We start from the raw sequence: 26,970 nt of genomic DNA on the forward strand, positions 1-26,970 counted from the left end.
GCTTGTTCCTTGTGTGGTGTGCGCTATTGGGCGGTAGAGAGTCGCCGCTCAACGACTTCCTTTCCGTCGTGCGTAGAACTTTGGAAGCCATTCATTGGTGGGCAGCATTTCGATCGAGACGCCTTTGATGTCTGCTTCCTCTTTGAGGACGTCATGGAGAACCTCAATGTTGTCGGTGGAGCTCGATATCACTGACAGTGGGTCATGCAGGCCCCTCAGATTGAGCTGACATACGCTTGCGAAGTGGCCCTGCTTCACGAGGAATGCGCGTGAACGCTCGTCAAGACCGGTGACGACCTGGTATTCAGCTTCGGTGAGCTTCAAACCATTGATGTAGTCATGCCTGCTGGCATTCGGATTTGGCAAAAGAATCATCGTTGCAGTCTGCTCGATAAGTGCTGCAGCGATGTCGCTTGATAGTGCGTCTTCTGGACTCTGCGTGGCGAAAATCCCGAGGCCGTTCTGTTTGCGGATCGTTTTTTGCTTATTCTTCGCAAACTCTTTCAGGCCGCCGCCACCGTCAAGAATTTTCCAGAACTCGTCCATGACATAAATCAGGCGACGTCCGTCGATCAATCCTTCCAGTCGATGGAGGAGGTAATTGATCACTGGCGATCGGGTCTCTGTGTTATCGATGAGATCCGTGTAGTCAAAGCCGATGATCTTGGCCTTGGTCAGATCAATGGTGTCTTCAGGGTTGTCGAATACCCAGCCCAGTGACTGACCTGAAGTCCACCGCTTTAGCCGTGTGTAGATGCCATCATCGCCAAGGTTGGGGAAGCTGTTCCGAAGATTGGCGAGACCTCTTAGGGGAACGGGCGTATCCAGTATGGCCGCGACCGCGCGATGAATATCCTCTTCTTCTCTTGACGAGTAAGCGCTCTTTCCCGCGAGCTCCTTGATAAGAGCGGCAAGGAACTGGCGATTTGATGGTGTGTCGTCACAATGCAACGGGTTGAATCCCGTGGGCTTCCCATTCTCCAGCGCGAGATAGTTTCCGCCGCATGCTCTGACAAAAATTTCGGCTCCACGATCCTTGTCAAAGAAGAAGATGGTGGGAACCGGTTCGAGCTTCTGAACCTGGCTGAGAAGAAAATTGATAAGAGCGGTCTTCCCGGTTCCGGACTTTCCGATGACGAGCGTATTTCCAATGGCCTTCTCGCCGAATGAGTTCTCGCCAGGGGACGTGGCGTGAAAGTTGAAGTAGTAGGGCTGTCCATTGGTTGTCTGTAGTGTTGTTACACACGGACCCCACGGATTGCCATCCTTCTTTCCGGAGGCAAAATTGTGCAGTGGTGAAAGGCCAAGGAAATTCAGGGAACTAACGTTTGCCAGGCGCGTCCGGTAACGCCAGTTCCCGGGCAGTTGTGCATAGAAGGCAGCCATCACGGCGATGTCCTCCTTAACGCTCACGAACCCCGCGTTGGACAGCTCCGCCCGCGCGGCCGCTAAGTTCTGCGAAAGGCGCTCTTGGGATTCTGCGTAAACTGCAAGATTGGAATGGTATTCGCCAAGGACAAAGTTCCCCGAAGCGAGTTGATCCATCGCATAGTCGAGCTCGCCGATCTGACTGACCGCTTTGTCTCCGGAGGAGATCATCATTCCCTTGGTTCGATCCAGAGCCTTCAGTGCCTCATGACGACCCATCGGGCTGAATGAATGTGTGAGGACGTACTCGAAGCTGAGATACTTGAGGCCATTCAATATTCCGGGAAATGTGCCTTCCGGGTATTCCTTGATGTTAAGCATTGCGCCGTAGTCATGCCTCCCGTCGGGCTCAGTTATGACGAAATTTCCTGTGCTTGGCGAGCACCTGAATGTGCTCGTGGCAAGGTATGTGCGCGCAGGCGCGCTGAGAACAGGCACGGGCTCGCTGCTGCGGTTGATGATGTAACCGAACAGCTCGTAGATCTCCGAAAAGACGATGCCGCCGGCACCCTCATACAGGCCAAGTCGGGAAAGACTGTAGTCTTTCAGGCCGGCCTCGACACCCCCCGCAAGATCCAGGGAGGTGGATATGGCTTGTTCCTGAAAAGCGCGCAAGTTGTCTGCGCTCAGATTGCGACGCCGCCTTCTTCCCGCCACTACCTCAGGCCGGTAAATCATGGTTAGAAAGAGATCGTTGACCATGAGGCGCTGGCTTGAGAGAGTTTCAAAGTAGGCGTCGGAGAGCTCTTGATTAAATACGTGATTGAATCTTGAGTCGTCTCGCAGTCGTCCCTTTCGACGTATGTCGTGCACCCAGAATGCGACATTGTTGAAGTCAGGGGCCCGCAGCGATTGAATGAGACGGTTGAAGGTCGCGTGCCGGTGCTCGATCTCCCAATCTTCGCGCCCGATGAAAGGATAGCCATCCATACGCCAGCACATGACGTAGTCTCCTCCGTTAGTCCTGGCAACTGTCGGTGAGACATGGCTGGAAAGGGGGATGTTGTCTCCAGGATATGCGTTGGGTTGGGGCACGTCCTTGGCTCCGTGATATGACTTGAAATGCCTGAACGGTCAGGGCGTGACTCGACCACCAAGGGGGCTTACTACCCACAGGCCCTCGTGAAGCGCGACATTGGACACGCCCATTCGGGTTTGGATGTGAAGCCCAAGGAGCCTGAAGATCATTTCGTCGCGCTTGGCCATCTGTTGCATGGCAACGACGATGAATGGTCCGAAGATCAGCAGCGTCATGCTGACGTACATTGCCAACAGAAGGCACGATCCGGCTCCAAGAAAGAACGGAACATACGGGACGCCTAGAAACATGGGTGGCCTTGTGCAGCCGCGGAATAGGACGTTCTTACGCATACGAACGAAGCGCCGAGATGACCATGGCCGCGCATTGTTCTGCGGATCCTTCCTCTCCAATAAGCATTTTGGCGACCTGAGCCGCTGCGCCGATAAGCATCCCTCCTATCAATATGGGTGCGACGTCGCTGATTCGTTTGTGCGCAAATGCGATCTGATAGCCCGATAAGATGATCGCGATGGTGACAACGGTCACCGAAGCCAAATTGAGGATATTGTTGACGTTGCTAAAGAAGCCGCAGACTTTTTGATCGGCACCGGCCAAGCCGTCTGCCAATGCGATGTCCGGTAGCACAGTTGCGGCGCAAGCGATTCCTGTCCATGCGAGGAGCTGAAATGTCGTCAGGCGTTCTACTGATTTCATTGGTATGGCCATCCTTGGTTGTGCGTTAGCGAATTTGAGTGGTTTCAAACTGTTGGGTGTTGGGTGTCAGAACACAAAAGCGCCGTCTCCATCCTCGCGACCTGACCCACTCCCGATAAACGTCGGCGTGACAACTGACGGACCGTGCGCGGCCTTTGGGGTGTGGCTTCCCGGAACGCTGGGACTTTGCCTTGCCTGTGACCCAGCATCTTGGTTGCTGGCGTCAAATGAGGGCGAAAGCGCGGCCGCCTCTTGACGCCCAGTGGCGCGGGCCTGGTCGAGGCGCTTGATGAGATCATCCATCTCCTGGGAATCAACCTGTTCGGGGGAAGTTGATTCCTGAAATTTCCCATCCTTCTTGCGTCGAGCCCATGCGGGCGCGCGTGCGGTGCCTCGCATTGACGTCAGTACCTTGCCCACATACCCGTGGCGAAAGCCTGTCGTGAAGTTTCCTGAGTAGTAGCAACTGATGGCCTTCGGCCAATCACCATCTGCTCTCGTCCGGCACTGTTCGAGTACGCTTGATCCTGCGCGAAGATTGGTGCACGGATCGAACGCATCGGCAGGAGTGGCGATTGCGTAGGCGGCAAAGTTTGATTTGTTGAGTTGCGCCAGGCCAAGGGAGTAGTTTCGGCCTGTTCGTTCAAGCATGTCGGCGGTGCTTACTGCTTCGCCGAGGTTTTTAGGCTGACGAACCAGGTGTCCGCCGACTACACCAATGGCGTAGGGATTGTAATTCGACTCCACTCGGACAATGTGGTGCATGACTCGCGCGGTCTCGGGTGAGACACCGCAGCTTGAAATATCGAGAACAGGTATCACGAGTGCTTCCTCACTATTTCATGATCCGAAGCACCCGGAGGCCGGAAGTCGATATCGGTGATTCTTCGCTTTCCCTGATGGGAAGCGATATGGACCACAATGTCGATCGTCATTTTCAGAAGGTCCTTGATGGTGTTGAATTCGAGACCCGATCCTTCTGCGGACGCCTTGATCATCAGTGCTAGCTGATCCCAGGCCTGCTCTGCGCTACCCGCGTGACAGCTAGTGATCGACCCGGGATGGCCCGACGCACAATTGCGTATAAAGAAAAAGGACTCGTCACCCCGAAGCTCCGCAAGGAGGATCCTGTCGGGCTTCATGCGTAGACAGGCTTCCATGCAGGTCTTGGCGGTTACGTTGCTGTCGCTCTGCCCCCCTTTGGAGTAGAGCAGGTGAACAACATTGGGCTGTTGCAGAAAGAGCTCCCGCGCATCTTCGATGGTTATCAGGCGCTCGTGTGACGGGATCTGGCTTACCAGGGCCTTCATGAAAGTTGTCTTGCCGCTTCCTGTAGCCCCAGCGACAACTACATTCTTTCTGCATGAAACAGCCGCCTTGAAGAACTCAGCGTATCTACCATCTGACTTGAGCTCCAGCATGCGTACATCTTCCGGAGGCATGACCGATTGTCGATCGGCAAGCTCGCTGAAGAATCCATCGCGTTCATAGTCGCAAAGTGAGCGCGATGTCCTTGAAGGTAGTCTGATCGTAATCGACAAAGTGCCTGATTCGCAGGCTGGAGGAATGACGAACTGGGCGCGTTGACCAGTGGGGAAGGTGAGGGAAACGACGGGATCCATCGTTGTAATTCGCTGGCCTGTGTGGCTCTCGTTCACGACAGCGGTGCAGAACTGGAGTGCGCGTTCGAGTGTCAATGTTGGTGCAGGATGACATTGCCATATGCCGTTTCGTTCGACATAGATCTGGCCGGGTTTATTGACACATATCTCAGTTACGTCAGGACATTCCATCAGCTCCGCTATGCCAAGCGCAGCGTACTGATGTTGAAGGAATGGGTTTGTAGCGAGTTTGTGCATGGATGGAATGACGATCAATGCGCTTTAATGGTTTGGCTGAAGTCGACATCTTTCGCAACGAAGATGCTTACGATCGTGCCTTGGTTGATGGTGACGGTGGCTGGCCGGTTGGCCGCACGTCGAACTGCCTGCTTTGCGATGTTTTGGATGGTTTCCGCCGTATTACTCTCGAACGGGTCTTGCGTGACGATTCCGCTGCTGGTGCTCGTCTGTGTGGGGCCATATTTGGCGCCTGCGTATTTGAAGGCGTCACTGAAGATGCTGATCCAAAGCGCTGCGGAGATTCGACTTCCCCAGTGGGCGGAATAGTGACCCGGGTGGCCTGCGCTACCAAGATTGTCAACGCCGGGACTTTCCATGTCGATGTTCACTCCATTGGGAGTAATGGCGCGCTCCCAGATGACGCCAATTCTTCCTGAGTCGGGTTCGGCGTCGTACTGACCCATTACTTTGGTGCCTTTGGGTAATAGGAGATGCTTACCCGTGAACGAGTAGACTGGCTCTGTCACCACGCAAGAAGCAAAGCCGGGGTGGTCGGTGATGATCCGAGTTTGAAGTGCGCACCGTATGGAAGTGCCTTGGGCCATCAAGGTGTCTTTCTGTTCGAGGGCGTAGGCCTTATCGGGTTGGCCGGCTGCGGCTTTGCGGACGCCGGCGCCAAGCGAACTGACAAGTGCATTCGCGGCCGACGGTTCGGAAATAGCGCCGGGTATGCCGCCGGGTATGCCGACCCCTGGCAGGATGCCGGTGTCTCCCGCTTGCTTTCTGCGTTCAAGGAGAGATTCCCGCTCTGCGTTCGGCTTAGGAATCAAAGCAAGTTGTGGTGAAGTGGGCTCTCGAGATGTCGGTAAATTGGCCAGAGGGATAGGTGCAGATGGCTGCGATCGGACGGTACTCGTCCGGATGGGTTTACTCGGTGCAGCGGGTACAGTAACTAGCTCCTCTGGGTTTCGCGTCGGCTCTTTCCCTCCACGGGAGCCAATCGCGCCAAATAGCAGCGCAGTGGTGGTGGCCAGAAGGGTTGCGATGGCAGCCATCATCAAAATGGGGCGCGCGCCGCGGCCCTCCGCGGAAAGCGTACTCAAGCGAGGTGCTGCTTCTTCGAGATTGGGATGTGAGGAGGGAGGGGTGGCCTTTACGCCATCGTCGGGATTGCCTTTGCCTGGTGACTGTGTGCTTTCATTTTGGCGTTCGTATGGATTCTGTTCGTTCACTTCGTGGCATTCCTTCGAATGCCTACGACGCGCCGGCCATGTCTAATGATCAGATAGGGGTAGGTGCCGTGGACGACGATAGTGTCGCCAGAGACGCTTGTATTGATCATGGACTCTTCTCCGTGCGCCTTCTCTCTCGCGAAAATGGCTGGGAAGTCTCCTGAGGGGGAGCCAGGGTGCCGCGCCATGCGTAGATACGTGAATCGACCGTCGTCGTACGCGTTGACCGGTATCAACCATGGGTGGGTGCGGTCGTGGGTCGAATAGTCGTAGTTGAAGTTGTAGCGACGTTCCTTCAGAAGATCAGTGCTCAATTCAGGGGGCGCGATCGTCTCCTGCCGGTCTTGAGCGGGGTCAGCCGCGATTTCAGCAGCATCGGGCGGGGTCACGATGACCCGATATTGAACGCCCCTCTTTTTGGCCTGTTCAATCGTTTTCCAGTCAGTTGCTACCACCTTGAGTTCAAAGATGTAGGTGCGCGACTCCGTTCGTACGATCAGATTGGTGTCAACGTCTACGTCTTTGGGGCGTACGTAGAAGACATTGTCCCTCCGGGACAGGCTCCAGCCGCTGCTGAATCCGCTGCTGAAATCAAGAACCTTTTCGTGCTTGTCGAGCTCGACCTGAGTTGTGATGCCGAGACCTGTGCGCACTTCCATGACTTTGTCTCGCTCAAAGCCAAGTCGGCTCACGGCGTCTGCGTGTGCATCCACTGTCAGCATTCCGGAAAGAAGGGTGAGGTAGGCGAAAGCTGAGTAGTGCCTCTTCATTCGGTGGATGCATGAAGGGCCATTGATGCGGCCTGGGCGAATTGAGAGTGAGTGGTTGTGAGCGAGGCATGTCATGATGTGGTCTCTTCGATGGCATGACTTTCTCCCGGTTTGACGCTCTCGCCGAAGTCATCGTCTATCCGGTAGTTCGAAACCTGGAATCCGAGCGGATTCTCAACACGATCCCGTTCATCCATTTTCAATCCAGGCTTGTAGGAATAAGTCAGGGTAGCGATCTTGCCGTCCAGCAAGACGGACGTCCCGGAAGACTTGGCATATACCGATCGTTGGAATCTAACCGTTGCGCCGGTGGGCGCTTTGTTGGTTGCGCTACTGTGAAGCACGATGCTCAGGATCCGGACCCGGAGAGCTCGTTCCTTTCCGTACACGACGTACGGACTATCAGGATTACTGTCGGCGTAGATTGCGCGATAGGCGGAGGCGACTCCTGGCGACGACATGACGAAAACTGTCTTCCAGTCACGCATGCGCATGATGGCCTCGTCGTAGGACTCGCGAGCCATGACGTAACGGGCAATGTGGCTGCGATTGACGGCCTCGCTGGTCGTGATCTGGCCGAGCGTGCGATCATCAGCGAGCCGTGAAACGGTGGATGTTCCGGTGTATGCGTCGGCCATAACCAGGAAGGGTGTCTTTTCCTTAAGTGGAATGACAAAGATATATCCGCCTGCGAGAACCACCGTGGCGACCATCGCTGCCGAAGCAACCCACCATGCGCGGCGCTCGCTCCTTCGGGACATTTCTTCGAGCGTCACCTCGAAATTGATCCCGCGTTTGACGGTCTCTTCCACTCTCGTTGAGTTTTTGTTCTTGTGCATTGTTTTGCGCAGGTTGTCTGGAGGTTTCTTCTTCAGGCGCCGTTGTTGCCGGTGCCGGTATTGCCTGACGTGGTTGATTCAGATGGCGGGTTCGCGCTGCGTACGACAATGCGAAGCGGCTCAATGTCGACCCGGATGCCTTGTGGAAGGTAGATGCGGTTCAATTCATCGGCAGCGCGTGTGATATCGGTGGTGTGAATGCGGCTGACTGGCTGATGGAGCGTGAAATCTTCTGCGACGCCGTAGTCGAGTCGCCGGCCGCTGTCTTTAGCCCATCGCAGCAGGAGATGGGTCAACGTGGTATCTAGCGGTGATGCGAAGTAGACGTAGGCAGGGTCGATCGGTATGCCCGTGGTGCTTCTTGCGTAATGATTGATGGGCTTCCACCGGCCGCCATAATCAGGCGCCCTTGGCGGTCCGCATGCGGCGAGGGCGGCGAACACGATGGCGAGAAGCGTGTGTCGAAATGCGCCGCGGCCTGGTTCCGGCCGGACACATCTCCATGCGGATGACACAAGTTGGATCGCACAGGTCATGTTGTCTCCGGGCGAGCGAGTCCGTACCGCTGATTTCATCAGCGATTTCGGGATTGAGTGGTCGGTGGTGAGCGATCACAGCGTGATCGGCTGCCTGGCGAAGGAATTGCAGCGGTGCCGTTTTGAGCGGTGCTGATGGCCTTCGCGACGAGTGCAAATGGTCCGCGAGTTGCGCATTGGGAACAACCCCGATCGGCCCGACTTTCGCCCCGGCTTGTGATCAGGGCATTCAGTCAGTGCGTGTAGTCCTATTACCGTGGCACCCGCGGTGGGGGTGTTCGTCAACCCACGACGCATGATGACAATGCGGATGCTCGTTTGGCGCTGCGACTCGTGGGAATGCTGCTCCCAAAAGGCCGCGTCCTCAAACCTGCTCAAACGCGGAGCGGTACCATGTCATTTGAGCGGACTCAAAAGGGCCGTCGTGCGCAACGACATCGAAACGGCACGGCGCATGGACGTAACGCGAATGGGTCGCGAGCCAAAGCTGTGCTGCTGCAATCAGCTTTCGTTGCTTGGGCGCTGTTACCGATGCGGCAGCCCCACCTTGCGTGGCGCGCAGTCGATGCCTCACTTCCACGAAGACGATGGATTCATCATCTCGCATGACGAGATCGATCTCGCCAAAGCGCGTCGTGTAGTTGCGTTCGATCAGTTGAAGCCCGGCGCGCTGCAATTCCTTGCAAGCGCGCTCTTCAAAAAGTGCTCCTGCTGCCCGCATCAACCCTGCGGCGGCGGCGTCGCGTTCTGATCATCAGTCACCGGCGGCGCCTGCATCGGCGCGTTGTCGAGTTCCAGGCTGCCGCTTAGCGGTTTGGCGATGCCTTCGTCGAAGCGGGCCCAGACAAGGACGCGGCGGACGCGGCCGAACTGGTCGGCGGTGAGTTGGCCGCTGGCGCCGGGCAGGTAGCTGCCGGCGTGTTCGCGCAGCCAGTCGATGTAGGGCACCAGGCTCCATGCGTCCATGCCAAAGGCGAAGAGGCGGGCGGAGGCGCCGCGTGCGGCGGGGAGTTGCGCGGCGATGTCGGTGTGGTTGGGGAGGCCCGGTTGGGCGTCGAACAGCCACGGGGCGTCGCAGAATTCGACGCCGTCGAGATCGCGGTTGGCGCTGGCGTCGTCGCTGCCGGCGTAGACGTGCGAGGTGCCGAAGATGGGCAGGCTGACGCGGGCGAGGCGCAGCTGCGGCACGAGCAGGCGTGCTTGCTGCGGGCGCATGCTGATAAACACGCCGGCGTCTTGTGCGGCGTTGCTGGCGTTGAGGCCGGCGATGGCCTGGGCGTAGTTGATGCCGCTGACTTTGGCGAGGCCGGCGACGGTGCCGCCGCGCGCTTCGAACTCGGCCTTGAAGGCGTTGGCGGCGCGCTGGCCGAAGTCTTCGGCGGCGACGACGACATAGGCACTGTGCAGGCCGCGCTCGATCATGTGATCGGCGGCTTGTGCGCCTTCGGTTTCCGGCAGCAGGCCGAACTCGGCCACGCCGCTTGCCGGGAGGCTCTTGTCGTCAGGGTGGTTGAGCGCGAGCAGCTGCACGGGCAGATCGTTGAGGCCGAACAACGCGGACACTTCGCCGCGCGTGAGAGGGCCGACCACGAGCTTGGCGCCATCGGCGACGGCTTGCTGGTAGGCCTTGACGGCGCCGGCGGCGGTGCCGCCGCTGTCGTACACCTTCACTTCCGGGCGTGGTGCGTGGTTGCGCGAGGCATCGGCGTAGGCGGCGAAGAAGCCTTCGCGGATGGCGGCGCCGGCACCGGCGAAGCTGCCGCTGCCGGGAATGAGCAGGGCCACGCGCTCGGGCATTTTGTAGCCTTCGCGCACGTTGGCGTTCTGGCCCGGCATCATGGTGCCGACTTGCTGCTCGAGCTGCGGCGCCGTGCGGGCGACGGCGACGCCGAGCTGGTTCAGGGCTTCGTTGACCCACGGCAGCATGATGTCGCCTTGCTGCATGGCGGCTGCGCGCTGCTTGAGCGGATCGGCGCCGAGCTTGGTGAGGGCGGCAAGGATCTGCTTGCGGTTCTGGCTCTGGTCGAGGCCGCTCAGCTGCGCATCCATCTCGACGCGGCTGTGCGCGGAACCCCAGAAGTCGTTGCTGTCGAATTGCGCGGTGGCGCGAAGTTCCAGCAGGCGCAGGCGCAAGGCGGCGGGCACGGCCACTTCCGGTTGCGTGGTGAGCTGCAGGGCGCGGCGCGGGTCGTGCTGGGTCAGCGCGTATTCGGCCTGAAGCAGATCCAGGCGTACCGGCTGGTCATCGGTGAGGCGTTGGCGCTTGATGGTGTTGAGGAAGGGCGCGGCCTGGGCGAGCTGGCCATCCTGGCGATAGGCCTCGGCGGCGAGCAGCTGGTAGTAATCGGCGTGGCCGGGCGAGGTCTGCGCCAGGGCGAGGTAGGCCCTGGCGGCATCACTGAACTTGCCTTGCGACGCCAGCGCGCTGGCGCTCTGTTCGGCGGATAGTTCGGCCTGGGTGCGCGGCGTGGGAGCCGTAACGCATCCGGAAAGGGCCAGCGATATCAGCAGGCCGAGGCCTGCGGCGCGAATCAGGCGCATGGGACGTCCCTTGGATTCTGTCGATATGACGGGCAGATGGGCGATCATAGCCGATCGTATCGCCAGCCCCACGCCGAGGAATGCCGCAGATGTCACATGAACAACCCGGATGCCTGTGGGTGGTTGCCACGCCCATCGGCCATCGCGACGACTTCTCGGTGCGCGCCGTCGAAACCTTGCGATCGGTGGACGTGATTGCCTGCGAAGACACGCGGCACAGTCGTCCACTCCTTATGCATTACAACATCGCCACGCCGCAGATCGCCCTGCATGAGCACAACGAGCGCGACGCGGTGGATGCGATCATCCAGCGCATGCTGCGCGGGGAATCGGTGGCGCTGATCTCCGACGCGGGCACGCCGCTGATCAGCGATCCGGGTTACCGGCTGGTGCGTGCGGCGCGTGCGGCGGGTATTAAATGTGTGCCGGTGCCGGGCGCGTGCGCGGCGATCGCGGCGCTGTCGGTGTCGGGGCTGCCCAGTGATCGCTTCGTGTTCGAGGGGTTCCTGCCGCCGAAGTCGTCGGCGCGCAAGGCGCGTCTGCAAGAGCTCGCTGGCGATACGCGCACGCTTATCTTTTATGAGTCCTCCCATCGCGTCGCTGAGAGCCTGGCCGACATGGCCGAGGTGTTCGGTGCCGAGCGCGAGGCGGTGCTGGCGCGCGAGCTGACCAAACTGTTCGAAACGGTGCTGGGCGAGCCGCTGGGCGAGCTGGCCCGGCACGTGGTGCGGGACACCGACCAGCAGAAGGGCGAGTTCGTGCTGATGGTGCGCGGGCGGGGCGAGGATGCGGACGGGCGCGTGGCCGAGGGACTGCGCGTCTTCGGCATCCTTAAGGAAGAGCTGCCGCCGGCGAAGGCGGCCAAGCTGGCCGCGGCGATCACGGGTGCGCCGCGCAAGGCACTTTACGGCTCCGGCGACTGAACCGGCACTCAGGTAACGCTGGGGCCTGAGATCACCTTCCTATAGAATGCGCGGCGGAGTCGGCCGGACAGTCGCGTCGCACGCAAGTGCATCGAGGAAAGTCCGGGCTCCATAGGGCAGAGTGCCAGGTAACTCCTGGGCGGCGTGAGCCGACGGCCAGTGCAACAGAAAGCAAACCGCCGAACGGCGCCTCCGGGCGTGCGTGGTAAGGGTGAAACGGTGCGGTAAGAGCGCACCGCGCGCGGGGCTAACGCCGCGTGGCACGGTAAACCCCACTCGGAGCAAGACCAAATAGGGGAACGCTAACGTGGCCCGCGTTGTTCCCGGGTAGGTTGCTGGAGCCTGGCGGTGACGCCAGGCCGAGAGGAATGACTGTCGCGTCGCAAGGCGTACAGAACCCGGCTTATAGGCCGACTCCACCTCTTTATCACGGATGAGCTCATTCACATTCCCGCCTTTGGCGGGGATGTGGGTGAGATTTGTCCGGATGTAAGGCTCGGATGAATGCGGATTCATCTGAAGGGCCTTCGAAGGGTCTGTAAGTACCTTCCTAGGCATCACGCCTGGCGCAAAAAATCTCCTGCATTCAAACACCTCTGGATGCTTCCTGAGAAAAGGCTGGAATTACTGCCACACCCTTGCCTTTCTCATTGATTCACAAGCAAAAATCCCTTGACAGTCTCATAGGGCGAGACTATCGTGGGTTCCGGTGTGAAATCGTGGGAATTCGTGGAGCCTATTGGTCGTGTTCCAGGGTGAAACCGCCATCACTGTTGACGATAAGGGCCGCCTGGCCATCCCGACTGCATATCGGGATCAGGTGGCGGGCGTCTGTGCCAATCGTCTGGTGATCACCTACAACCCGTTCGAGCCCGGCTGTCTGTGGGTGTTTCCGTACGGGGAGTGGGAGCAGGTACGCGACCAGGTCAATGCGCTGCCCAAGGTGAAGGCCGCCCACCGCGACATGCAGATGAAGCTGGTGGGTGCCGCGACTGTCGTCGAGCCCGATAGCGCTGCTCGCATCCTGTTGCCCGCAAGTCAGCGCGCGGCGGCAGGCATCGAGAAGAAAGCGGTGCTGCTGGGCATGGGCAACAAGTTCGAGCTTTGGAGCGAACAGGCGCACCTCGCGAAGATCCGCCAGACCATCGGCGAAGACGACATCACCGACGAAATGGCTGACCTGCGTCTGTAACGGCCTCCGGGCGGTTGCGGCGCAGCGCAAGAAACGGGACGGGAGCGGGAGTGCGGCATGGCCAAGAGCCTGGACCTATGTGTCAAGTCGCGCCCGGCAAGTGGCCATGCAGTGGCTGTCATGCGACAGCGGGTGTATGGGCCCGGAAGTTCTTCGGGTCTCACACACGCAGTAGCTGATTACCTCGGCATGGACACACGGGCGACTTGAAGCATGGCAACCAGCTCTGAATTGCGGCACATCCCGGTAATGCTGACTGAAGCAGTGGAGGGACTCGCCGTGCGGGCAGGCGGGCGTTATCTCGATGGCACCTTCGGCCGCGGCGGACACGCTCGCGAGGTGCTGTCGCGCCTCGGTCCCGACGGTCGCCTGCTGCTGATGGATCGCGATCCCACCGCCATCGCCACGGCCCAGGCTGAATTCGCCGGCGATCCGCGCGTGTCCATCCGCCACGCAAACTTCTCGACGCTGGGCGAGTGGGACGAAACCGCCGCCGGCCTCGACGGCATCCTGCTCGACCTCGGCGTGTCCTCGCCCCAGCTCGATGAAGCCGCCCGTGGCTTCAGCTTCATGGCCGATGCGCCGCTGGACATGCGCATGGACACCACGCAGGGCGAAAGCGCCGCGGATTTCCTCGCCCATGCTGACGAGCGCGAGATCGCCGACGTGCTGTGGACCTTTGGCGATGAGCGATTCAGCCGCAAGATCGCCCGCGCCATCGTTGAGCGCCGCGCCGAACAGCCGATCACCCGCACCGGCGAACTGGCCGCGCTGATCGAGCGCATCGTCGGTCGTCGCGAGCCGGGCAAGAACCCGGCCACGCGCAGCTTCCAGGCGCTGCGCATCCGCGTGAACCGCGAGCTGGATTCGCTCCAGGTCGGCCTCAACGCCGCGCTGGATCGCCTTAACGTCGGCGGTCGCCTGTCGATCATCAGCTTCCACTCGCTGGAAGACCGCGCGGTGAAGCTGTTTATCCGTGACCACTCCGGTCGCGTGCAGGGTAGTCGCCGTGGCCCGCCCGTGGCTGCCGCACCTGCGCGTCTTGCCGCCGTCGGCAAGGCGCAGTTTCCGTCCGACGCCGAGCTGGAAGCGAACCCGCGTTCGCGTTCGGCCGTGCTGCGCGTGGCGGAGAAGCTTTCATGAAGGCACTGGGCGTGGCCTGCCTGCTGATCATCCTCGCGGCCGTCCTGGCCAGCGCGGTCGGCGTGGTGTGGACGCGTCACGAGAGCCGCGTGTTGTTCGTCGAGCTGACCCGGCTGCAGAACCAGCGCGACGAAATCAATATTGAATACGGCAAGCTGGAACTGGAGCAGGCCACCTGGGCCGAGCCGCGTCGCGTCGATACCGAAGCGCGCCAGAAGCTGGGCATGGTCAACCCGCGCCCGCAAGACATCCAGCTGGTGCGCCGATGAACATGCGCCCGCGCAACCACCTTCCCACCAGCTCTCGCCGTCGCGGCAATGGACCGAGCGCCCGCCGTCGCATGGTGGTCGTGGTGGCCGTGCTGTCGCTGGCCTCGATGGGCCTGGTGGCGCGCGCGTTTGACCTGCAGGTGGTGCGCAAGGAGTTCTACCAGACGCAGGGCGACGCCCGCTTCCTGCGTGAAGTGCCGATCGCCGTTTCGCGCGGCACCATCTTCGATCGCAACGGCGAGCCGCTGGCGGTGTCGACGCCGGTGATGTCGATCTGGGCCAACCCGTCCGAAGTGCTGGAAAGCGAAGACCGCATTCCGGCGCTGGCCAAAGCCATCGGTGCCGATCCGGCGCAGATCAAGGATTACCTGCAGCAGCGCGCCGGTCGCGAGTTTGTGTATCTGCGTCGCCAGATGAGCCCCGACGCGGCGCAGGCCGTTCTGGACCTGGGCATCCCGGGCGTCAACGGCCAGCGCGAATTCCGCCGTTTCTATCCGTCGGGCCCGGTCACCTCGCACATCCTGGGCTTCACCAATATCGACGACCACGGCCAGGAAGGCCTGGAGCTGGCGTTCGACGACTGGCTCGCCGGCAAGCCGGGCGCCAAGCGCGTGATCCGCGATCGCATGGGCCATGTGGTGGAAGACGTGGAGCAGGTGCGTGCGCCGCAGCCGGGTCGCAACATCACGCTCAGCATCGATCGCCGCATTCAGTTCCTTGCTTATAACGAGCTGAAGAACACCATCGAGAAGTCGGAGGCCGACTCCGGCACGATGGTGGTGCTGGACGTGTCGACGGGCGAAGTGCTGGCCATGGTCAGCTGGCCGACCTACAACCCCAATGCCCTGCGCACCAGCACCGCCGAACAGCGCCGCAACCGCGCGATGACCGACGTGGTGGAGCCGGGGTCGACGATCAAGCCGATCCTGATGGCTGCCGCGCTGTCGACGGGCAAGTACACGCCGACCAGCCCGCTGATCGACACGGGCAACGGCAACTTCTATTACATGACGCACACCATCCGTGACACCCACGCCTGGGGTGTGCTCACGCCGACGGGTGTCATCCAGAAATCCAGCAACATCGGTGCGGCCAAGATCGCCATGACGCTCGACACGGGCCTCATGTACGACACCTACCGCGCCTTTGGCTTCGGCAGCAGCACCAACAGCGGCTTCCCGGGTGAGGCCGCCGGCTATATGAAGGTGGGTCGCGACTGGCGCCCGCTGGAAAAGGCGATCATGGCCTACGGCTACGGCCTCAACGCCACGCCGCTGCAGCTGGCCAACGCCTACGCCACCATCGGCAACCAGGGCGTGATGCACTCGCCGTCGTTCGTGAAGGGTGCCGAGGGCGATACGCGTCAGATCATCGACCCGACCATCGCGCAGAAGCTGGTGCAGATGCTCGAATCGACCACGCAGCCGGGCGGCACCGCCGCGCCGTATGCCTGGATCGCCAACTACGCCGTGGCGGGCAAGACCGGCACCGCGCACAAGGCGATGAACGGCAGCTACGCCAAGAACAACTACAGCGCGGCGTTCGCGGGCCTGGTGCCGGCGAGCCATCCGCGCATGGCTGCCGTGGTGATCATCGATAACCCGCGCAAGGGCAGCTACTACGGTGGCCTGGTGTCCGCGCCCGTTTTCGCCAAGGTGATGGATGGCGCCTTGCGCCTGCTGGATGTCCCGCCCGACAACATCGGGCGTTGGTATGTCGGCGGTCCGCTGCAAGGCAATAGCGGGTTGGTCGGCACCAAGCCGCCGGAAGCGCCCGTTGTAGAAGACGCGCCCGTCGAGGATTTCACGCCATGACGGGCCAGCGCCTCGACCAGCTTTTGCAAGGTATCGCCGACGCCCCGGGTGCCGGCGATATCGTCGTCTCGGGCCTCACGCTCGATTCCCGCCAGGTGCGCGCGGGCAACGCCTTCTTTGCGCTGCAGGGTACGCGCGGCCACGGCATCGACTTTGCCGCCGGTGCGGTGGAGAAGGGTGCCCAGGTGGTGCTGGCCGAAGCGCCGGCACGCCAGGCCCCGACGCTCGGTGTGCCTGTAGTGTGGATCGACAATCTGCATGCGCAGGTGGGCGAGATCGCCTCGCGCTTCTACGGCCGTCCGTCCGAAGCCATGCATGTGGTGGGCGTTACCGGTACCAACGGCAAGACGTCCACCGTGCAGCTGATCGCGCAGGGCCTGCATCACCTCGGTCACCGCGTCGCCACGATCGGCACGCTGGGTGCGGGCATGCACGGGCATGTCGAAGAAGGTGAGCGCACGACGCCGGATGCCATCCATGTGCATGCGCTGATGGCCTCGTTCCGCGAGCAGGGCGCGACGCATGTGGCGATGGAAGTGTCCTCGCATGCGCTGGAGCAGGGTCGCGTGGGCGCCGTGGCGTTCGACACGGCTGTGTTCACCAACCTGACGCGCGATCACCTTGATTACCACGGCAGCATGGAAGCCTATGGCGACGCCAAGGCCAAGCTGTTCGCCTGGCCGACGCTGACGCATGCCGCGATCAATGTTGACGACGCGTTCGGTCGCGAACTGCTCGGTCGCGTGCCGTCGCGCGTGCGCACGCTGCGCATGAGCGCGGTGGCGGATCTGGCTTCCGACGTGCGTGCCTCGCATATCGAAACCTCGGCCGAAGGCCTGCGCTTCGACTTGCATACGCCGTGGGGTTCGCGTCCGGTGCAGACGCACCTGATCGGCCGCTTCAACGTCGACAACATGCTGGCGGTGATCGCCAGCCTTGGCGCGCTGGGCGAGCCGTTCGAACGCATTCTCGACGCCGTGCACGCGCTGCATCCGGTCGATGGCCGCATGAGCCGCCTCGGCGGCCATCATGGCCAGCCGCTCGTGGTGGTGGATTACGCGCATACGCCGGACGCGCTGGAGCAGACGCTCAAGGCCGTGCGCGCGCATGGCGAAGGCCGACTGATCTGCGTGTTTGGCTGCGGTGGCGAGCGCGACGCCGGCAAGCGCCCGCTGATGGGTGCGATCGCCGAGCGCCTGGCCGACGTGGCCATCATCACCGACGACAATCCGCGCGGCGAAGACGGCGACGTCATCGTGGCGAACATCGTTGCGGGGCTCAGCCGTCCCGACGACATGCTGATCGAGCGTGACCGCGCCAAGGCCATCGCGCTGGCACTGAACATGGCACGCACCGGCGACGTGGTTCTGATCGCCGGCAAGGGCCACGAAACTTACCAGGAGGGTGCGCAGGGCAAGCGCCCCTTCGATGATCTTGCAGTCGCTCGTGCTGCGCTGGAGGTTCGCGCATGATGCGTCTGAATACCATTGCCCTGTGGACCCGCGGACATCTGGTCGGCAACGACGTGGACGTCCATGGCGTGGCCATCGACACCCGCAAGATCGCCGCCGGCGATGTGTTCGTCGCCATCAAGGGCGAGCGCGTCGACGGGCACGATTTCCTGGCGCAGGCCGCCGAAGCGGGCGCCGTTGCTGCGATGGTCCAGCGCAAGGTGGATTCGCCGCTGCCGCAGGTCATCGTCGATGACACGCAGCTGGCGCTCGGCGACCTGGCGAGTGCCGTGCGCGCGCAGAGCAATGTGCGCGTGGTCGGCATCACCGGCTCCAACGGCAAGACCACCGTGAAGACCCTGGCTGCGTCGATCCTGTCGCGCCACGGCCGCACCCACGTCAATGCCGGCAACTACAACAACGAGCTGGGCCTGCCGCTGACGCTGCTGGCCATGCCGCAGGACGCCGAGTACGCCGTGCTGGAAATGGGCGCGGGCAAGCCGGGCGACATCGCCTACCTGGCTGCCATCGCGCGGCCCGATATCGGCCTCGTGAACACCATTGCGCCGGCGCATCTTGAGCGCATGGGTAGCGTGGAAGGCGTGGCCGAAACCAAGGGCGCGCTGTATCAGGCGTTGCCGGCGGACGGCGTGGCGATCATCAATGGTGACGATGCGTTTGCGAGTTTCTTCGCCGGGCTGGCGAACGGTCGCAAGCAGCTGCGTTTTGCGCTCGACCACAAGGCCGACATCGGCGCGGACATCCTCGACCAGCGCGTTGACGGTTCGAGCTTCGTGCTGAGCACCCCCGTGGGCGACGCCGAGGTCGCGCTGCCGCTGCCGGGCCGCCACAACATTGCCAATGCGCTGGCTGCGGCCGCCATCGGCATCGCGCTGGAAGTCCCGCTCGACACCATCGTCGCCGGCCTGGAAAACGTGCCGGGCGTGGCCGGTCGCCTGAATGCCGAAAGCATGCCCGGCGGCTGGACCCTGATTGACGACAGCTACAACGCCAACCCCGGTTCCGTCGCTGCCGCCATCGATACGCTGGCACTGGCGCAGGGCGAGCGCTGGCTGGTGCTGGGCGATATGGCAGAGCTTGGGCCGACCGGGCGAGCGTTGCATGCATCCATTGGCGAACGCGCGCGTCAGCGCGGCGTGGATCGCCTGTTCGCCGTTGGCCCCCTCAGTGCGGCAGCGGCAGAAGCCTTCGGCGCAGGCGCCGAACATTTTGAGGACAAGACGGCATTGAGCGCTTCCTTGCGCAAGCAGATCCATGCCGGCGTCACCTGTCTGGTCAAGGGCTCGCGCTCGGCTGGCATGGAACAGGTGGTTGCCGCGCTTCGCAACGACACCCAGGCGGGAGGCGCAGATCATGCTGCTTGAACTCGCCGACTGGATGGCACGCCACTTCACTGCGCTGCATCTTTTCCAATACATCACCTTCCGCACGATCATGGCGGCGCTCACCGCGCTGTCCCTCTCGCTGCTGTTCGGCCCCTACCTGATCCGCAAGCTGGCGGACCTGAAGGCAGGGCAGGTGGTGCGCAAGGATGGCCCGCAGACGCACCTGTCCAAGGCCGGCACGCCGACCATGGGTGGCGTGATGATCTTGCTCGCCGTCGCCATCAGCACGTTGCTGTGGGCCGATCTGCACAATCGCTATGTGTGGGTGGTGCTGGCCGTGCTGCTGAGCTTCGGCGTCATCGGCTTCTACGACGACTACAAGAAGCTGGTGCTCAAGGACAGCCGCGGCCTGGCCTCGCGCTGGAAGTATTTCTGGCAGTCGGTGTTCGGCCTGATCGCCGCGCTGTTCCTGTACTTCACCGCGCCGACCACGCCGCCCCCGTGCGTGAAGCCGGTGACCGCCGTCGTGCAGCACGCCGAGCCGGTCGCCAAGAGCGCGCTGGAACTGCGCCTGACCAGCGAGCCGGCGCCGATCGCCTGCGCGAAGGAAGTCGCCGAGACCGCGCTGTTCGTGCCGCTGTTCAAGCAGGTCGCGATTCCGCTGGGTCTGTGGTTCGTGGTGCTGACGTACTTCATGATCGTGGGCTTCTCCAACGCGGTGAACCTCACCGACGGACTGGATGGCCTGGCGATCATGCCGACGGTGCTGGTCTCCGGCGCGCTGGGCGTGTTCGCGTACCTGGCCGGTAACCGCGTGTTCTCCGAATACCTCGGCATCCCGTCGATTCCGGGTGCGGGTGAGTTGGCGATCCTGTGCGGCGCGCTCTCGGGCGCGGGCCTGGGTTTCCTGTGGTTCAACACGTATCCCGCGCAGGTGTTCATGGGTGACGTTGGCGCGCTGGCCATCGGCGCCGCGCTGGCCGCGATTGCCGTGATCGTGCGCCAGGAAGTGGTGCTGCTGGTGATGGGTGGCGTGTTTGTGATGGAAACGGTGTCGGTGATGCTGCAGGTGGCGAGCTTCAAGCTCACCGGCAAGCGCATCTTCCGCATGGCGCCGATCCATCATCACTTCGAGTTGAAGGGCTGGCCCGAGCCTCGCGTCATCGTTCGTTTCTGGATCATCAGCGTCGTGCTGGTGCTCATCGGCCTCGCCACGTTGAAGGTGCGCTGATGTTCGGATCCTCGCAAGCCAAACGCCGACAAGGTCCGCAGGGCAGCTTCGATCTGCTGCTGCTGATCGCGCTTGTCGGTTTGGCGTGCGTGGGTCTGGTGATGATTACGTCCAGCTCGATTGCCGTGGCCGACAGCCAGCATCTGGGTCCGTTCTATTTCCTGAAGAAGCACCTGATGTTCCTGGGCCTGGGCCTGTTCCTGGCCGGCTTCGCCATGCGCACCGAGCTAAAGGTGCTGGAGAAGAACGCGTTCCTGCTGATGATGGTCGCGTTCATTCTGTTGCTGATGGTGTTCCTGCCCGGCATTGGCATGCGCATCAATGGTGCGCGTCGCTGGTTGAACCTGGTGGTCACCAGCTTCCAGCCGGTGGAAGCAGTGAAGCTGATTCTGGTGGTCTATATCGCCAGCTATCTCGTGCGTCATCGGGAAAGCGTGGAAACGCGCTTCCTCGGCCTGCTCAAGCCGATCATGGTGGCGGGCCTGATGGTGCTGATGCTGCTGGCGCAGCCGGACTTTGGTTCGGCCACGCTGGTGATCGCTGTGACCATCGCGATGGTGTGGTTGGGCGGCGCGCGTCCGATCTTCCTGTTCGGCATGGGCCTGCCGCTGATGCCGCTGCTGGCGATCGCCGCCACCAGCGAAAGCTATCGCGTGAAGCGCCTGACCTCGTTCATGGATCCGTGGAAGGACCCATTCAACGACGGCTTCCAGCTGACGCAGTCGCTGATGGCGATCGGTCGTGGCGAATGGACGGGTGTGGGCCTGGGTTCGAGCGTGCTGAAGCTGTCGTACCTGCCCGAAGCGCATACCGACTTCATCTTTGCGGTGATCTCCGAGGAGCTCGGCCTGGCCGGCATCATCGGCGTGATGAGCCTGTTCGCGCTCACCGTCGGTCGCGGCTTGTACATGGGCCTGAAGGGCGTCGAGATCGGCCAGCGTTTCGCCGGCTACGTTGCCTTTGGCATCTCGCTGATGATCGGCCTGCAGACCATGGTGTCGATTGGCGTGAACCTCGGCGCGCTCCCGACCAAGGGCCTGACGCTGCCGCTGATCAGCTACGGCGGCTCGTCGATGGTGCTGACCTGTGCCATGGCCGGCGTGCTGCTGCGTGCCACGTATGAAATCAACCGTGCCATGGACGCCCGCCAGATGGCGGCCCGCGTTCCGGGCATGGCCGTGCCGGATGCCAATCCGGCCGTCGCCACGGCTGCCGCGCGGGAGCGCGAGGCGGTGAGCGCATGAGCAAGCACGTGGCGCCCGTGTTGATCATGGCCGGCGGTACCGGCGGTCACATCTTCCCCGGCCTGGCCGTGGCCGAAACGCTGCGTCACCAGGGCGTGCCGGTGGTCTGGCTGGGTGCAGTCGGCGGCATGGAAACCAAGGTTGTGCCGGCGCATGGCATTGAACTTAAGACCGTTGCCGTGGGCGGCTTGCGCGGCAAGGGCATCGCGACGCGCCTGATGGCGCCGCTGATGCTGGCGCGTGCGCTGCTCGCATCGTTGCGCGTGATGATGACGGTGCGTCCGCGCAGCGTGTTGTCGATGGGCGGTTATGTGGCCGGCCCCGGCGGCGTGGCGGCTCGTCTGCTGGGCAAGCCGCTGCTGGTGCACGAGCAAAATCGCGTGGCCGGATTCACCAATCGCAAGCTCGCCGCGCATGCCGCGCGCGTGATGGAAGGTTTCGACGAAACGCTGCCGAATGCCGAGTGGGTCGGTAACCCGGTGCGTGGCGCGATTGCCGCGCTGCCCGCTCCGAGCGACCGCTTCGGTGCGCGCGAAGGTCGGGCACGCCTGCTCGTCCTGGGCGGCAGCCTTGGCGCACGAGCGCTCAACCTGGCGCTGCCGCAAGCGCTGGCCGTGCTGCCTGTCGCGCAGCGTCCTGAGGTGCTGCACCAGTGCGGCAGCCGCGGCGTGGACGAGGCGCGCGAGGCCTACGCCAAGGCCGGCGTCGACGCGCAGATCGTTCCTTTCATCGAAGACATGGCCGGTGCTTATGCATGGGCCGACCTGGCGGTGTGCCGTGCTGGCGCGCTGACCCTGGCCGAGTTGACCGCTGCCGGTTTGGGCGCGGTGCTCGTGCCGTTCCCGCATGCGGTGGATGACCACCAGACGCGCAACGCCGAAGCCCTCGTGGCGGCGGGCGCGGCCGAATTGATTCAGGAGCGAGATCTGGACGTACAGCAGTTTGCGCAACGCCTCGAGGCGTTGCTGGATGATCGCCAGCGCATGCTGGGCATGGCCAACGCCGCCCGCACGCTGGCGAAGCCCGATGCCGCCGCGGTGATCGCGCGCGCTTGCGTGGAGGTGGCCGCATGACGCCGCGTCGTCTCCTCGCGCACGAAGATTTGATGGCCACGTTCCAGCGCGTCCACTTCATCGGCATCGGTGGCGTGGGCATGAGTGGTATCGCCGAAGTGCTGCATAACCTCGGCTATGCCGTGTCCGGTTCGGACAAGTCGAACTCGTCGACCGCGCAGCGCCTGGCGAGCCTGGGTATCACGGTGCATGTCGGCCATGCCGCTGAAAACGTCGGCGACGCTGACGTGGTGGTGACTTCCAGCGCGATCCATGCAGACAACCCGGAACTGGTCGCGGCGCGCGCGCTGCGCGTGCCGGTGGTGCCGCGTGCCGAAATGCTGGGCGAGCTGATGCGATTCCGCCGGGGTATCGCGATTGCCGGAACGCACGGCAAGACGACCACCACCAGTCTCACCGCAAGCGTGCTGGCCGAGGCGAAATACGACCCGACCTTCGTGATCGGCGGCCAGCTCAATGCGGCCGGCGCGAATGCGCGACTGGGCACCGGTCAGTACCTCGTCGCCGAAGCCGATGAATCCGACGGCTCGTTCCTGATGTTGTCGCCAGTGGTTGCCGCCGTCACCAACATCGACGCCGATCACCTGGAGAACTACCAGGGCGACTTCGCGCTGGTGAAGAAAGCCTTTGCCGACTTCCTGCATCGCCTGCCGTTCTACGGCCTGGCCGTGTTGTGCGTTGACGATCCGGAAGTCGCCGCGCTGGCGAAGAGCACGTCGCGCCGCGTGATGACCTACGGCATCGATACCACCGACGCCGACGTGCGCGCCTCCAACCTGTCGCAGCACGGCTTCGAAATGCATTTCGACCTGTGGCTGCCGGGTCGTGCCGATGCGCTGCATGTGAAGCTCAACCTGCCGGGTCGCCACAACGTGCTCAACGCGCTTGCCGCCGCCGCCATCGGCTGGCAGCTGGGCGTGGAAGCCGAAGCGATCGCCCGCGCGCTGGAAGGTTTCCAGGGTGTCGGTCGTCGCTTCCATCGCCGGGGCGAACTGGCGCTCGACAAGGGCACGGCCCTGCTCGTGGATGACTACGGTCACCACCCGCGCGAGCTGGCGGCGGTGTTTGCCGCGGCGCGTGGCGGCTGGCCGGACCGTCGCCTGGTGGTCGGCTTCCAGCCGCATCGCTACAGCCGTACGCGTGATCTGCTCGACGACTTCGCCAACGTGCTGGCTGAAGCGGACGTGCTGGTGCTGACGGAGGTCTATCCGGCCGGTGAAGCGCCGATCGCTGGCGCCGACGGCCGCGCGCTGGCGCGTGCGGTCCGTGCACGCGGCAAGGTTGATCCGGTGTTGATCGATCATCCGCGCGATTTCAAGGAAACGCTGCCGACGCTGCTGCGTGACGGCGATCTGTTGTTGCTGCTCGGTGCGGGCGATATCGGCGCCGCTGCCGTGGACATCGCCAACACCGGCAACCTGAGGACGAGCAAGTGAAGACGATTACCGATCCCGCACAATTTGGCCGCGTCGCTGTCGTCCTGGGCGGCAGCTCGGCCGAGCGCGAGGTCTCCCTCGACTCCGGTCGCGGTGTGCTCGCAGCGCTCAAGGCGCGCGGCGTGGATGCGCATGCCATCGACGGCATCCCCGCGCTGCTCGACGCCGTGCGGGCCGGTCACTTCGCGCGCGTGTTCAACATCCTGCATGGCGGTGGCGGCGAGAACGGCGAGCTCCAGGGCGCGCTGCAGGCGCTGCGCGTGCCGTTCACGGGCTCGGGCGTGCTCGGCTCGGCCCTGTCGCTGGACAAGATCCGCGCCAAGCAGGTGTGGCTGTCGCTGGGCCTGCCGACGCCGCGCTTCAAGGCGCTGCCGCACGGTGCCGATGTGCATGCCGCGGCACGCGAGATCGGCTTCCCGCTGATCGTGAAGCCGGCGTGGGAAGGTTCGAGCGTCGGCGTCACCCGCGTGTTCGACGAAAAGGATCTCGATGCCGCCGTGGAACTGGCGCGTCGCTATCCGGGTGAGCTGTTGATGGAAACGCTGATCGAAGGCGATGCCAGCGAAGGTGGTGAGTTCACCGTCGGCATCCTTGGTCGCCAGGTGTTGCCGACGATCAAGATCGTCCCGAAGGGCGAGTACTACGACTACAACGCCAAGTACATCGCCGAAGACACGCAGTACATCTGCCCGGGTCTGAGTGGCGATGCCGAACGCGAGATGCAGGCACTGGCGCTGACCGCGTTCGACGCGCTGGCCTGCGGCGGTTGGGGGCGCGTCGACGTGATGCGCGACAAGCACGGTCGCAACTGGCTGCTGGAAGTGAACACTGCGCCGGGCATGACCTCGCATTCGCTGGTGCCCAAGGCCGCCAAGGCGATCGGTATCGACTACGAGACGCTGTGCTGGCGCGTCCTCGAAACGAGCTTCAGGGAGGATGCGTGAGGGGAGCTATCCGCCTCGTTGCCTGGTGTCTGGCCATCGCGCTGGTGGCGCTCCCGATCGTGGGCGTGCTGCGCGGATGGTTTGCGGCCAATCGCTGGCCCGTGACCCAGTTGACGGTGCAAGCCGAGTTCAAGCACGTGAGCGCTGACGAAGTCCGCGCCGCCGTGCTGCCGCGTCTCGGCAAAGGCTTCTTCGCGCTCGATCTGGATGGTGTGCAGAAGGCCGTCGCAGCGATGCCGTGGGTGGAATCGGTCGAGGCGCGCAAGCGCTGGCCGGACACCCTCGTGCTGCGCATTTACGAGCGCCAGGCGTTTGCGCGGTGGAACGACAAGCAGCTGATCAGTCGTCAGGGCATGGTGTTTGACGCGCCACCGAGCGAAGCGGACATGGCGCTGCCGTCGTTGCACGGCCCGGATGCACGTCTTGCTGAAGTTGTGAGCTTCTATGCCGAAACAACCAAGGCTTTCGGTGGCATGCATCTGCGCATTACCGGGGTGGCGCTGACCGAACGCGGCAGCTGGTCGCTCACCACCGAGAGTGGCGCGCAGATCGTGCTGGGCGATCGCGATCAGGCGGGTCGCCGCCTGCGTCGCTTCCTGGACGTCTTTCCGCAGATCAAGGCCACCCACCCGGAAGGCTTCGAATACGCCGATCTTCGCTACACCAATGGATTTGCCGTGCGTTGGCCAACCACGCAAGCCCCCGCCAACGTCAACTCTAAGAGCACGCCCAATACATGAAAACTCGTAACGACAAGCAGTTGGTCGTCGGCCTCGACATCGGCACCTCCAAGGTGGTGGCGATCGTGGGTGAGTACGAGCCGGGCGAGCCCATCGAGGTCATCGGCATCGGCACCCACGTCTCGCGCGGTCTCAAGCGCGGTTCGGTGGTCGACATCGAATCGACCGTGCACTCCATCCAGCGTGCCGTGGAAGAGGCGGAGCTGATGGCCGGATGCGATATCCGCTCGGTCTACGCTTCGATCTCCGGCAGCCATCTGGAAACCCGCAACTCGCACGGCACCGCGCCGATCCGCGACCGTGAAGTGACGCCGGGCGATCTCGACCAGGTGCTGGAAGCTGCCAGCGCGGTCGCCATCCCGGCCGACCGCAAGGTGCTCTACAAGGAATCGCAGGAATACCGCATCGACGGCCAGGACGGCATCCGTTCGCCGGTCGGGATGAGTGGCGTGCGTCTGGAGGCGAGCGTGCATCTGGTGACCGGCGCGGCCGCGGCCGTGCAGAACATCAGCAAGTGCATCCAGCGCTGCGGCCTGTCCGTGGACGAACTGGTGCCCTCGTCGGTGGCGAGCGCCAAGTCGGTGCTGACCGACGACGAGCGCGAGCTGGGCGTGTGCCTGGTCGACATCGGCGCGGGCACGACCGACATCGCCATCTATACGCAGGGCTCGATCCGCTACACCAAGTCGCTGCCGGTGGGCGGTGACCAGGTCACCAACGACATTGCCTACGGCGTGCACACGCCCACCGCGCATGCCGAGGAGATCAAGATCAAGTACGCCTGCGCGCTGGCCCAGCTGGCGCACGCGGAAGAAACCATCCAGGTGCCGAGCGTGGGCGATCGTCCGCCGCGTCGCCTGGCGCGCCAGTCCCTCGCGCAGAGCGTGCAGGCGCGTTACGAGGAAATCTTCGAGATGGTGCAGGACGAGCTGCGTCGCTCGGGCTTCGAGAGCCTCGTCGCGGCGGGCGTGGTGCTCACCGGCGGTGCTTCGCGCATGGAAGGTGCGCTGGAGCTGGCCGAGGAGATCTTCCACAAGATGGTGCGTATCGGCGTGCCGCAGCACGTGACGGGCCTGGGCGAAGTGGTCGCCAATCCGCTGCACTCGACGGGCGTCGGCCTGTTGCTGCATGGCGCGCGCGCCGGCGGCATGCGTGCAGGCAGTACGGGTGGCGGCAGCGTGGGCGGGCTGGTCGAGAAGCTGCGCGGCTGGTTGACCAAGAATTTCTGATTTCGCGCGAAAG

Annotated in this window: 25 protein-coding genes and 1 other RNA gene; 15 read left to right on the top strand and 11 right to left on the bottom strand. The window is 62.8% G+C overall.

Going from position 1 to position 26,970, the window contains the following annotated elements:
• Positions 1–48: 48 nt before the first annotated feature.
• The 11 genes from EYV96_RS13780 to EYV96_RS13830 form a co-directional block, all read right to left on the bottom strand.
• The gene (locus tag EYV96_RS13780) at positions 49–2,463 is read right to left on the bottom strand and encodes a VirB4 family type IV secretion/conjugal transfer ATPase (RefSeq protein ID WP_131152111.1); all 2,415 of its coding nucleotides are present in this window, start codon (positions 2,461–2,463) and stop codon (positions 49–51) included.
• 39 nt (positions 2,464–2,502) lie between these two features.
• Positions 2,503–2,799 carry a VirB3 family type IV secretion system protein gene (locus EYV96_RS13785; protein ID WP_131152112.1) on the bottom strand — a complete coding sequence of 99 codons (297 nt, stop codon included), beginning with the start codon at positions 2,797–2,799 and terminating at the stop codon, positions 2,503–2,505.
• Positions 2,792–3,163, bottom strand: a complete 372-nt coding sequence (locus tag EYV96_RS13790) for a TrbC/VirB2 family protein (RefSeq protein ID WP_240732552.1) — start codon at positions 3,161–3,163, stop codon at positions 2,792–2,794. Before EYV96_RS13790 ends, EYV96_RS13785 begins: the two co-directional genes overlap by 8 nt.
• 66 nt (positions 3,164–3,229) lie before the next feature.
• Positions 3,230–3,928 carry a lytic transglycosylase domain-containing protein gene (locus EYV96_RS13795; protein ID WP_131152114.1) on the bottom strand — a complete coding sequence of 233 codons (699 nt, stop codon included), beginning with the start codon at positions 3,926–3,928 and terminating at the stop codon, positions 3,230–3,232.
• Positions 3,929–3,981: 53 nt separating this feature from the next.
• On the bottom strand, positions 3,982–5,022 hold the full coding sequence (virB11, locus tag EYV96_RS13800) for a P-type DNA transfer ATPase VirB11 (RefSeq protein ID WP_131152115.1): 1,041 nt from the start codon (positions 5,020–5,022) through the stop codon (positions 3,982–3,984).
• Positions 5,023–5,036: 14 nt separating this feature from the next.
• Positions 5,037–6,236 carry a TrbI/VirB10 family protein gene (locus tag EYV96_RS13805; RefSeq protein WP_240732554.1) on the bottom strand — a complete coding sequence of 400 codons (1,200 nt, stop codon included), beginning with the start codon at positions 6,234–6,236 and terminating at the stop codon, positions 5,037–5,039.
• On the bottom strand, positions 6,233–7,006 hold the full coding sequence (locus EYV96_RS13810; RefSeq protein WP_131152116.1) for a TrbG/VirB9 family P-type conjugative transfer protein: 774 nt from the start codon (positions 7,004–7,006) through the stop codon (positions 6,233–6,235). Before EYV96_RS13810 ends, EYV96_RS13805 begins: the two co-directional genes overlap by 4 nt.
• Positions 7,007–7,077: 71 nt before the next feature.
• Entirely contained in the window at positions 7,078–7,845 is a 768-nt protein-coding gene (locus EYV96_RS13815; protein ID WP_131152117.1) for a VirB8 family type IV secretion system protein, read from the bottom strand.
• A 32-nt stretch (positions 7,846–7,877) separates the two neighbouring features.
• Positions 7,878–8,381 carry a hypothetical protein gene (locus EYV96_RS13820; protein WP_240732555.1) on the bottom strand — a complete coding sequence of 168 codons (504 nt, stop codon included), beginning with the start codon at positions 8,379–8,381 and terminating at the stop codon, positions 7,878–7,880.
• Between the two features lie 364 nt (positions 8,382–8,745).
• On the bottom strand, positions 8,746–9,102 hold the full coding sequence (locus EYV96_RS13825; RefSeq protein ID WP_131152118.1) for a YraN family protein: 357 nt from the start codon (positions 9,100–9,102) through the stop codon (positions 8,746–8,748).
• Positions 9,102–10,922 (bottom strand): penicillin-binding protein activator, encoded by a 1,821-nt coding sequence (locus tag EYV96_RS13830; protein WP_131152119.1) that lies wholly within the window; start codon positions 10,920–10,922, stop codon positions 9,102–9,104. Before EYV96_RS13830 ends, EYV96_RS13825 begins: the two co-directional genes overlap by 1 nt.
• A gap of 89 nt (positions 10,923–11,011) precedes the next feature.
• On the opposite strand from EYV96_RS13830, the gene rsmI reads away from it, so the two are divergent.
• From rsmI to ftsA, 15 genes are all read left to right on the top strand, one after another.
• Positions 11,012–11,845 (top strand): 16S rRNA (cytidine(1402)-2'-O)-methyltransferase, encoded by an 834-nt coding sequence (rsmI, locus tag EYV96_RS13835; protein WP_131152120.1) that lies wholly within the window; start codon positions 11,012–11,014, stop codon positions 11,843–11,845.
• A gap of 55 nt (positions 11,846–11,900) precedes the next feature.
• Positions 11,901–12,267: RNase P RNA component class A (gene rnpB / locus EYV96_RS13840), an RNA gene on the top strand.
• Positions 12,268–12,590: 323 nt separating this feature from the next.
• Complete coding sequence (gene mraZ / locus EYV96_RS13845) at positions 12,591–13,037, top strand: division/cell wall cluster transcriptional repressor MraZ (protein WP_131152121.1); 447 nt, start codon at positions 12,591–12,593, stop codon at positions 13,035–13,037.
• A gap of 213 nt (positions 13,038–13,250) precedes the next feature.
• A complete protein-coding gene (rsmH, locus tag EYV96_RS13850) occupies positions 13,251–14,180 on the top strand; it encodes a 16S rRNA (cytosine(1402)-N(4))-methyltransferase RsmH (RefSeq protein WP_131152122.1) in 930 nt (309 codons plus the stop codon).
• Positions 14,177–14,449 carry a cell division protein FtsL gene (gene ftsL, locus EYV96_RS13855; RefSeq protein WP_131152123.1) on the top strand — a complete coding sequence of 91 codons (273 nt, stop codon included), beginning with the start codon at positions 14,177–14,179 and terminating at the stop codon, positions 14,447–14,449. The genes rsmH and ftsL overlap by 4 nt, the downstream gene beginning before the upstream one ends.
• A complete protein-coding gene (locus tag EYV96_RS13860) occupies positions 14,446–16,263 on the top strand; it encodes a peptidoglycan D,D-transpeptidase FtsI family protein (protein WP_240732557.1) in 1,818 nt (605 codons plus the stop codon). The genes ftsL and EYV96_RS13860 overlap by 4 nt, the downstream gene beginning before the upstream one ends.
• Positions 16,260–17,735, top strand: coding sequence for a UDP-N-acetylmuramoyl-L-alanyl-D-glutamate--2,6-diaminopimelate ligase (locus EYV96_RS13865; RefSeq protein ID WP_131152124.1), 1,476 nt, complete (start codon positions 16,260–16,262; stop codon positions 17,733–17,735). Before EYV96_RS13860 ends, EYV96_RS13865 begins: the two co-directional genes overlap by 4 nt.
• Positions 17,732–19,099, top strand: a complete 1,368-nt coding sequence (locus tag EYV96_RS13870; protein WP_131152125.1) for a UDP-N-acetylmuramoyl-tripeptide--D-alanyl-D-alanine ligase — start codon at positions 17,732–17,734, stop codon at positions 19,097–19,099. The genes EYV96_RS13865 and EYV96_RS13870 overlap by 4 nt, the downstream gene beginning before the upstream one ends.
• The gene (mraY, locus tag EYV96_RS13875; protein WP_131152126.1) at positions 19,089–20,291 is read left to right on the top strand and encodes a phospho-N-acetylmuramoyl-pentapeptide-transferase; all 1,203 of its coding nucleotides are present in this window, start codon (positions 19,089–19,091) and stop codon (positions 20,289–20,291) included. The genes EYV96_RS13870 and mraY overlap by 11 nt, the downstream gene beginning before the upstream one ends.
• Positions 20,291–21,535, top strand: a complete 1,245-nt coding sequence (gene ftsW / locus EYV96_RS13880; RefSeq protein WP_131152127.1) for a putative lipid II flippase FtsW — start codon at positions 20,291–20,293, stop codon at positions 21,533–21,535. The genes mraY and ftsW overlap by 1 nt, the downstream gene beginning before the upstream one ends.
• Positions 21,532–22,608: an undecaprenyldiphospho-muramoylpentapeptide beta-N-acetylglucosaminyltransferase gene (gene murG / locus EYV96_RS13885; RefSeq protein ID WP_131152128.1), complete on the top strand. Its 1,077-nt coding sequence runs from the start codon at positions 21,532–21,534 to the stop codon at positions 22,606–22,608. The genes ftsW and murG overlap by 4 nt, the downstream gene beginning before the upstream one ends.
• Positions 22,605–24,044: a UDP-N-acetylmuramate--L-alanine ligase gene (gene murC, locus EYV96_RS13890; protein WP_131152129.1), complete on the top strand. Its 1,440-nt coding sequence runs from the start codon at positions 22,605–22,607 to the stop codon at positions 24,042–24,044. The genes murG and murC overlap by 4 nt, the downstream gene beginning before the upstream one ends.
• A complete protein-coding gene (locus EYV96_RS13895) occupies positions 24,041–24,988 on the top strand; it encodes a D-alanine--D-alanine ligase (RefSeq protein ID WP_131152130.1) in 948 nt (315 codons plus the stop codon). Before murC ends, EYV96_RS13895 begins: the two co-directional genes overlap by 4 nt.
• A complete protein-coding gene (locus EYV96_RS13900) occupies positions 24,985–25,728 on the top strand; it encodes a cell division protein FtsQ/DivIB (RefSeq protein WP_131152131.1) in 744 nt (247 codons plus the stop codon). The genes EYV96_RS13895 and EYV96_RS13900 overlap by 4 nt, the downstream gene beginning before the upstream one ends.
• On the top strand, positions 25,725–26,957 hold the full coding sequence (gene ftsA, locus EYV96_RS13905; RefSeq protein WP_131152132.1) for a cell division protein FtsA: 1,233 nt from the start codon (positions 25,725–25,727) through the stop codon (positions 26,955–26,957). Before EYV96_RS13900 ends, ftsA begins: the two co-directional genes overlap by 4 nt.
• The last annotated feature ends 13 nt before the right edge of the window (positions 26,958–26,970 follow it).

Source organism: Dyella terrae (assembly GCF_004322705.1).
GTDB classification, from domain to species: domain Bacteria; phylum Pseudomonadota; class Gammaproteobacteria; order Xanthomonadales; family Rhodanobacteraceae; genus Dyella_D; species Dyella_D terrae.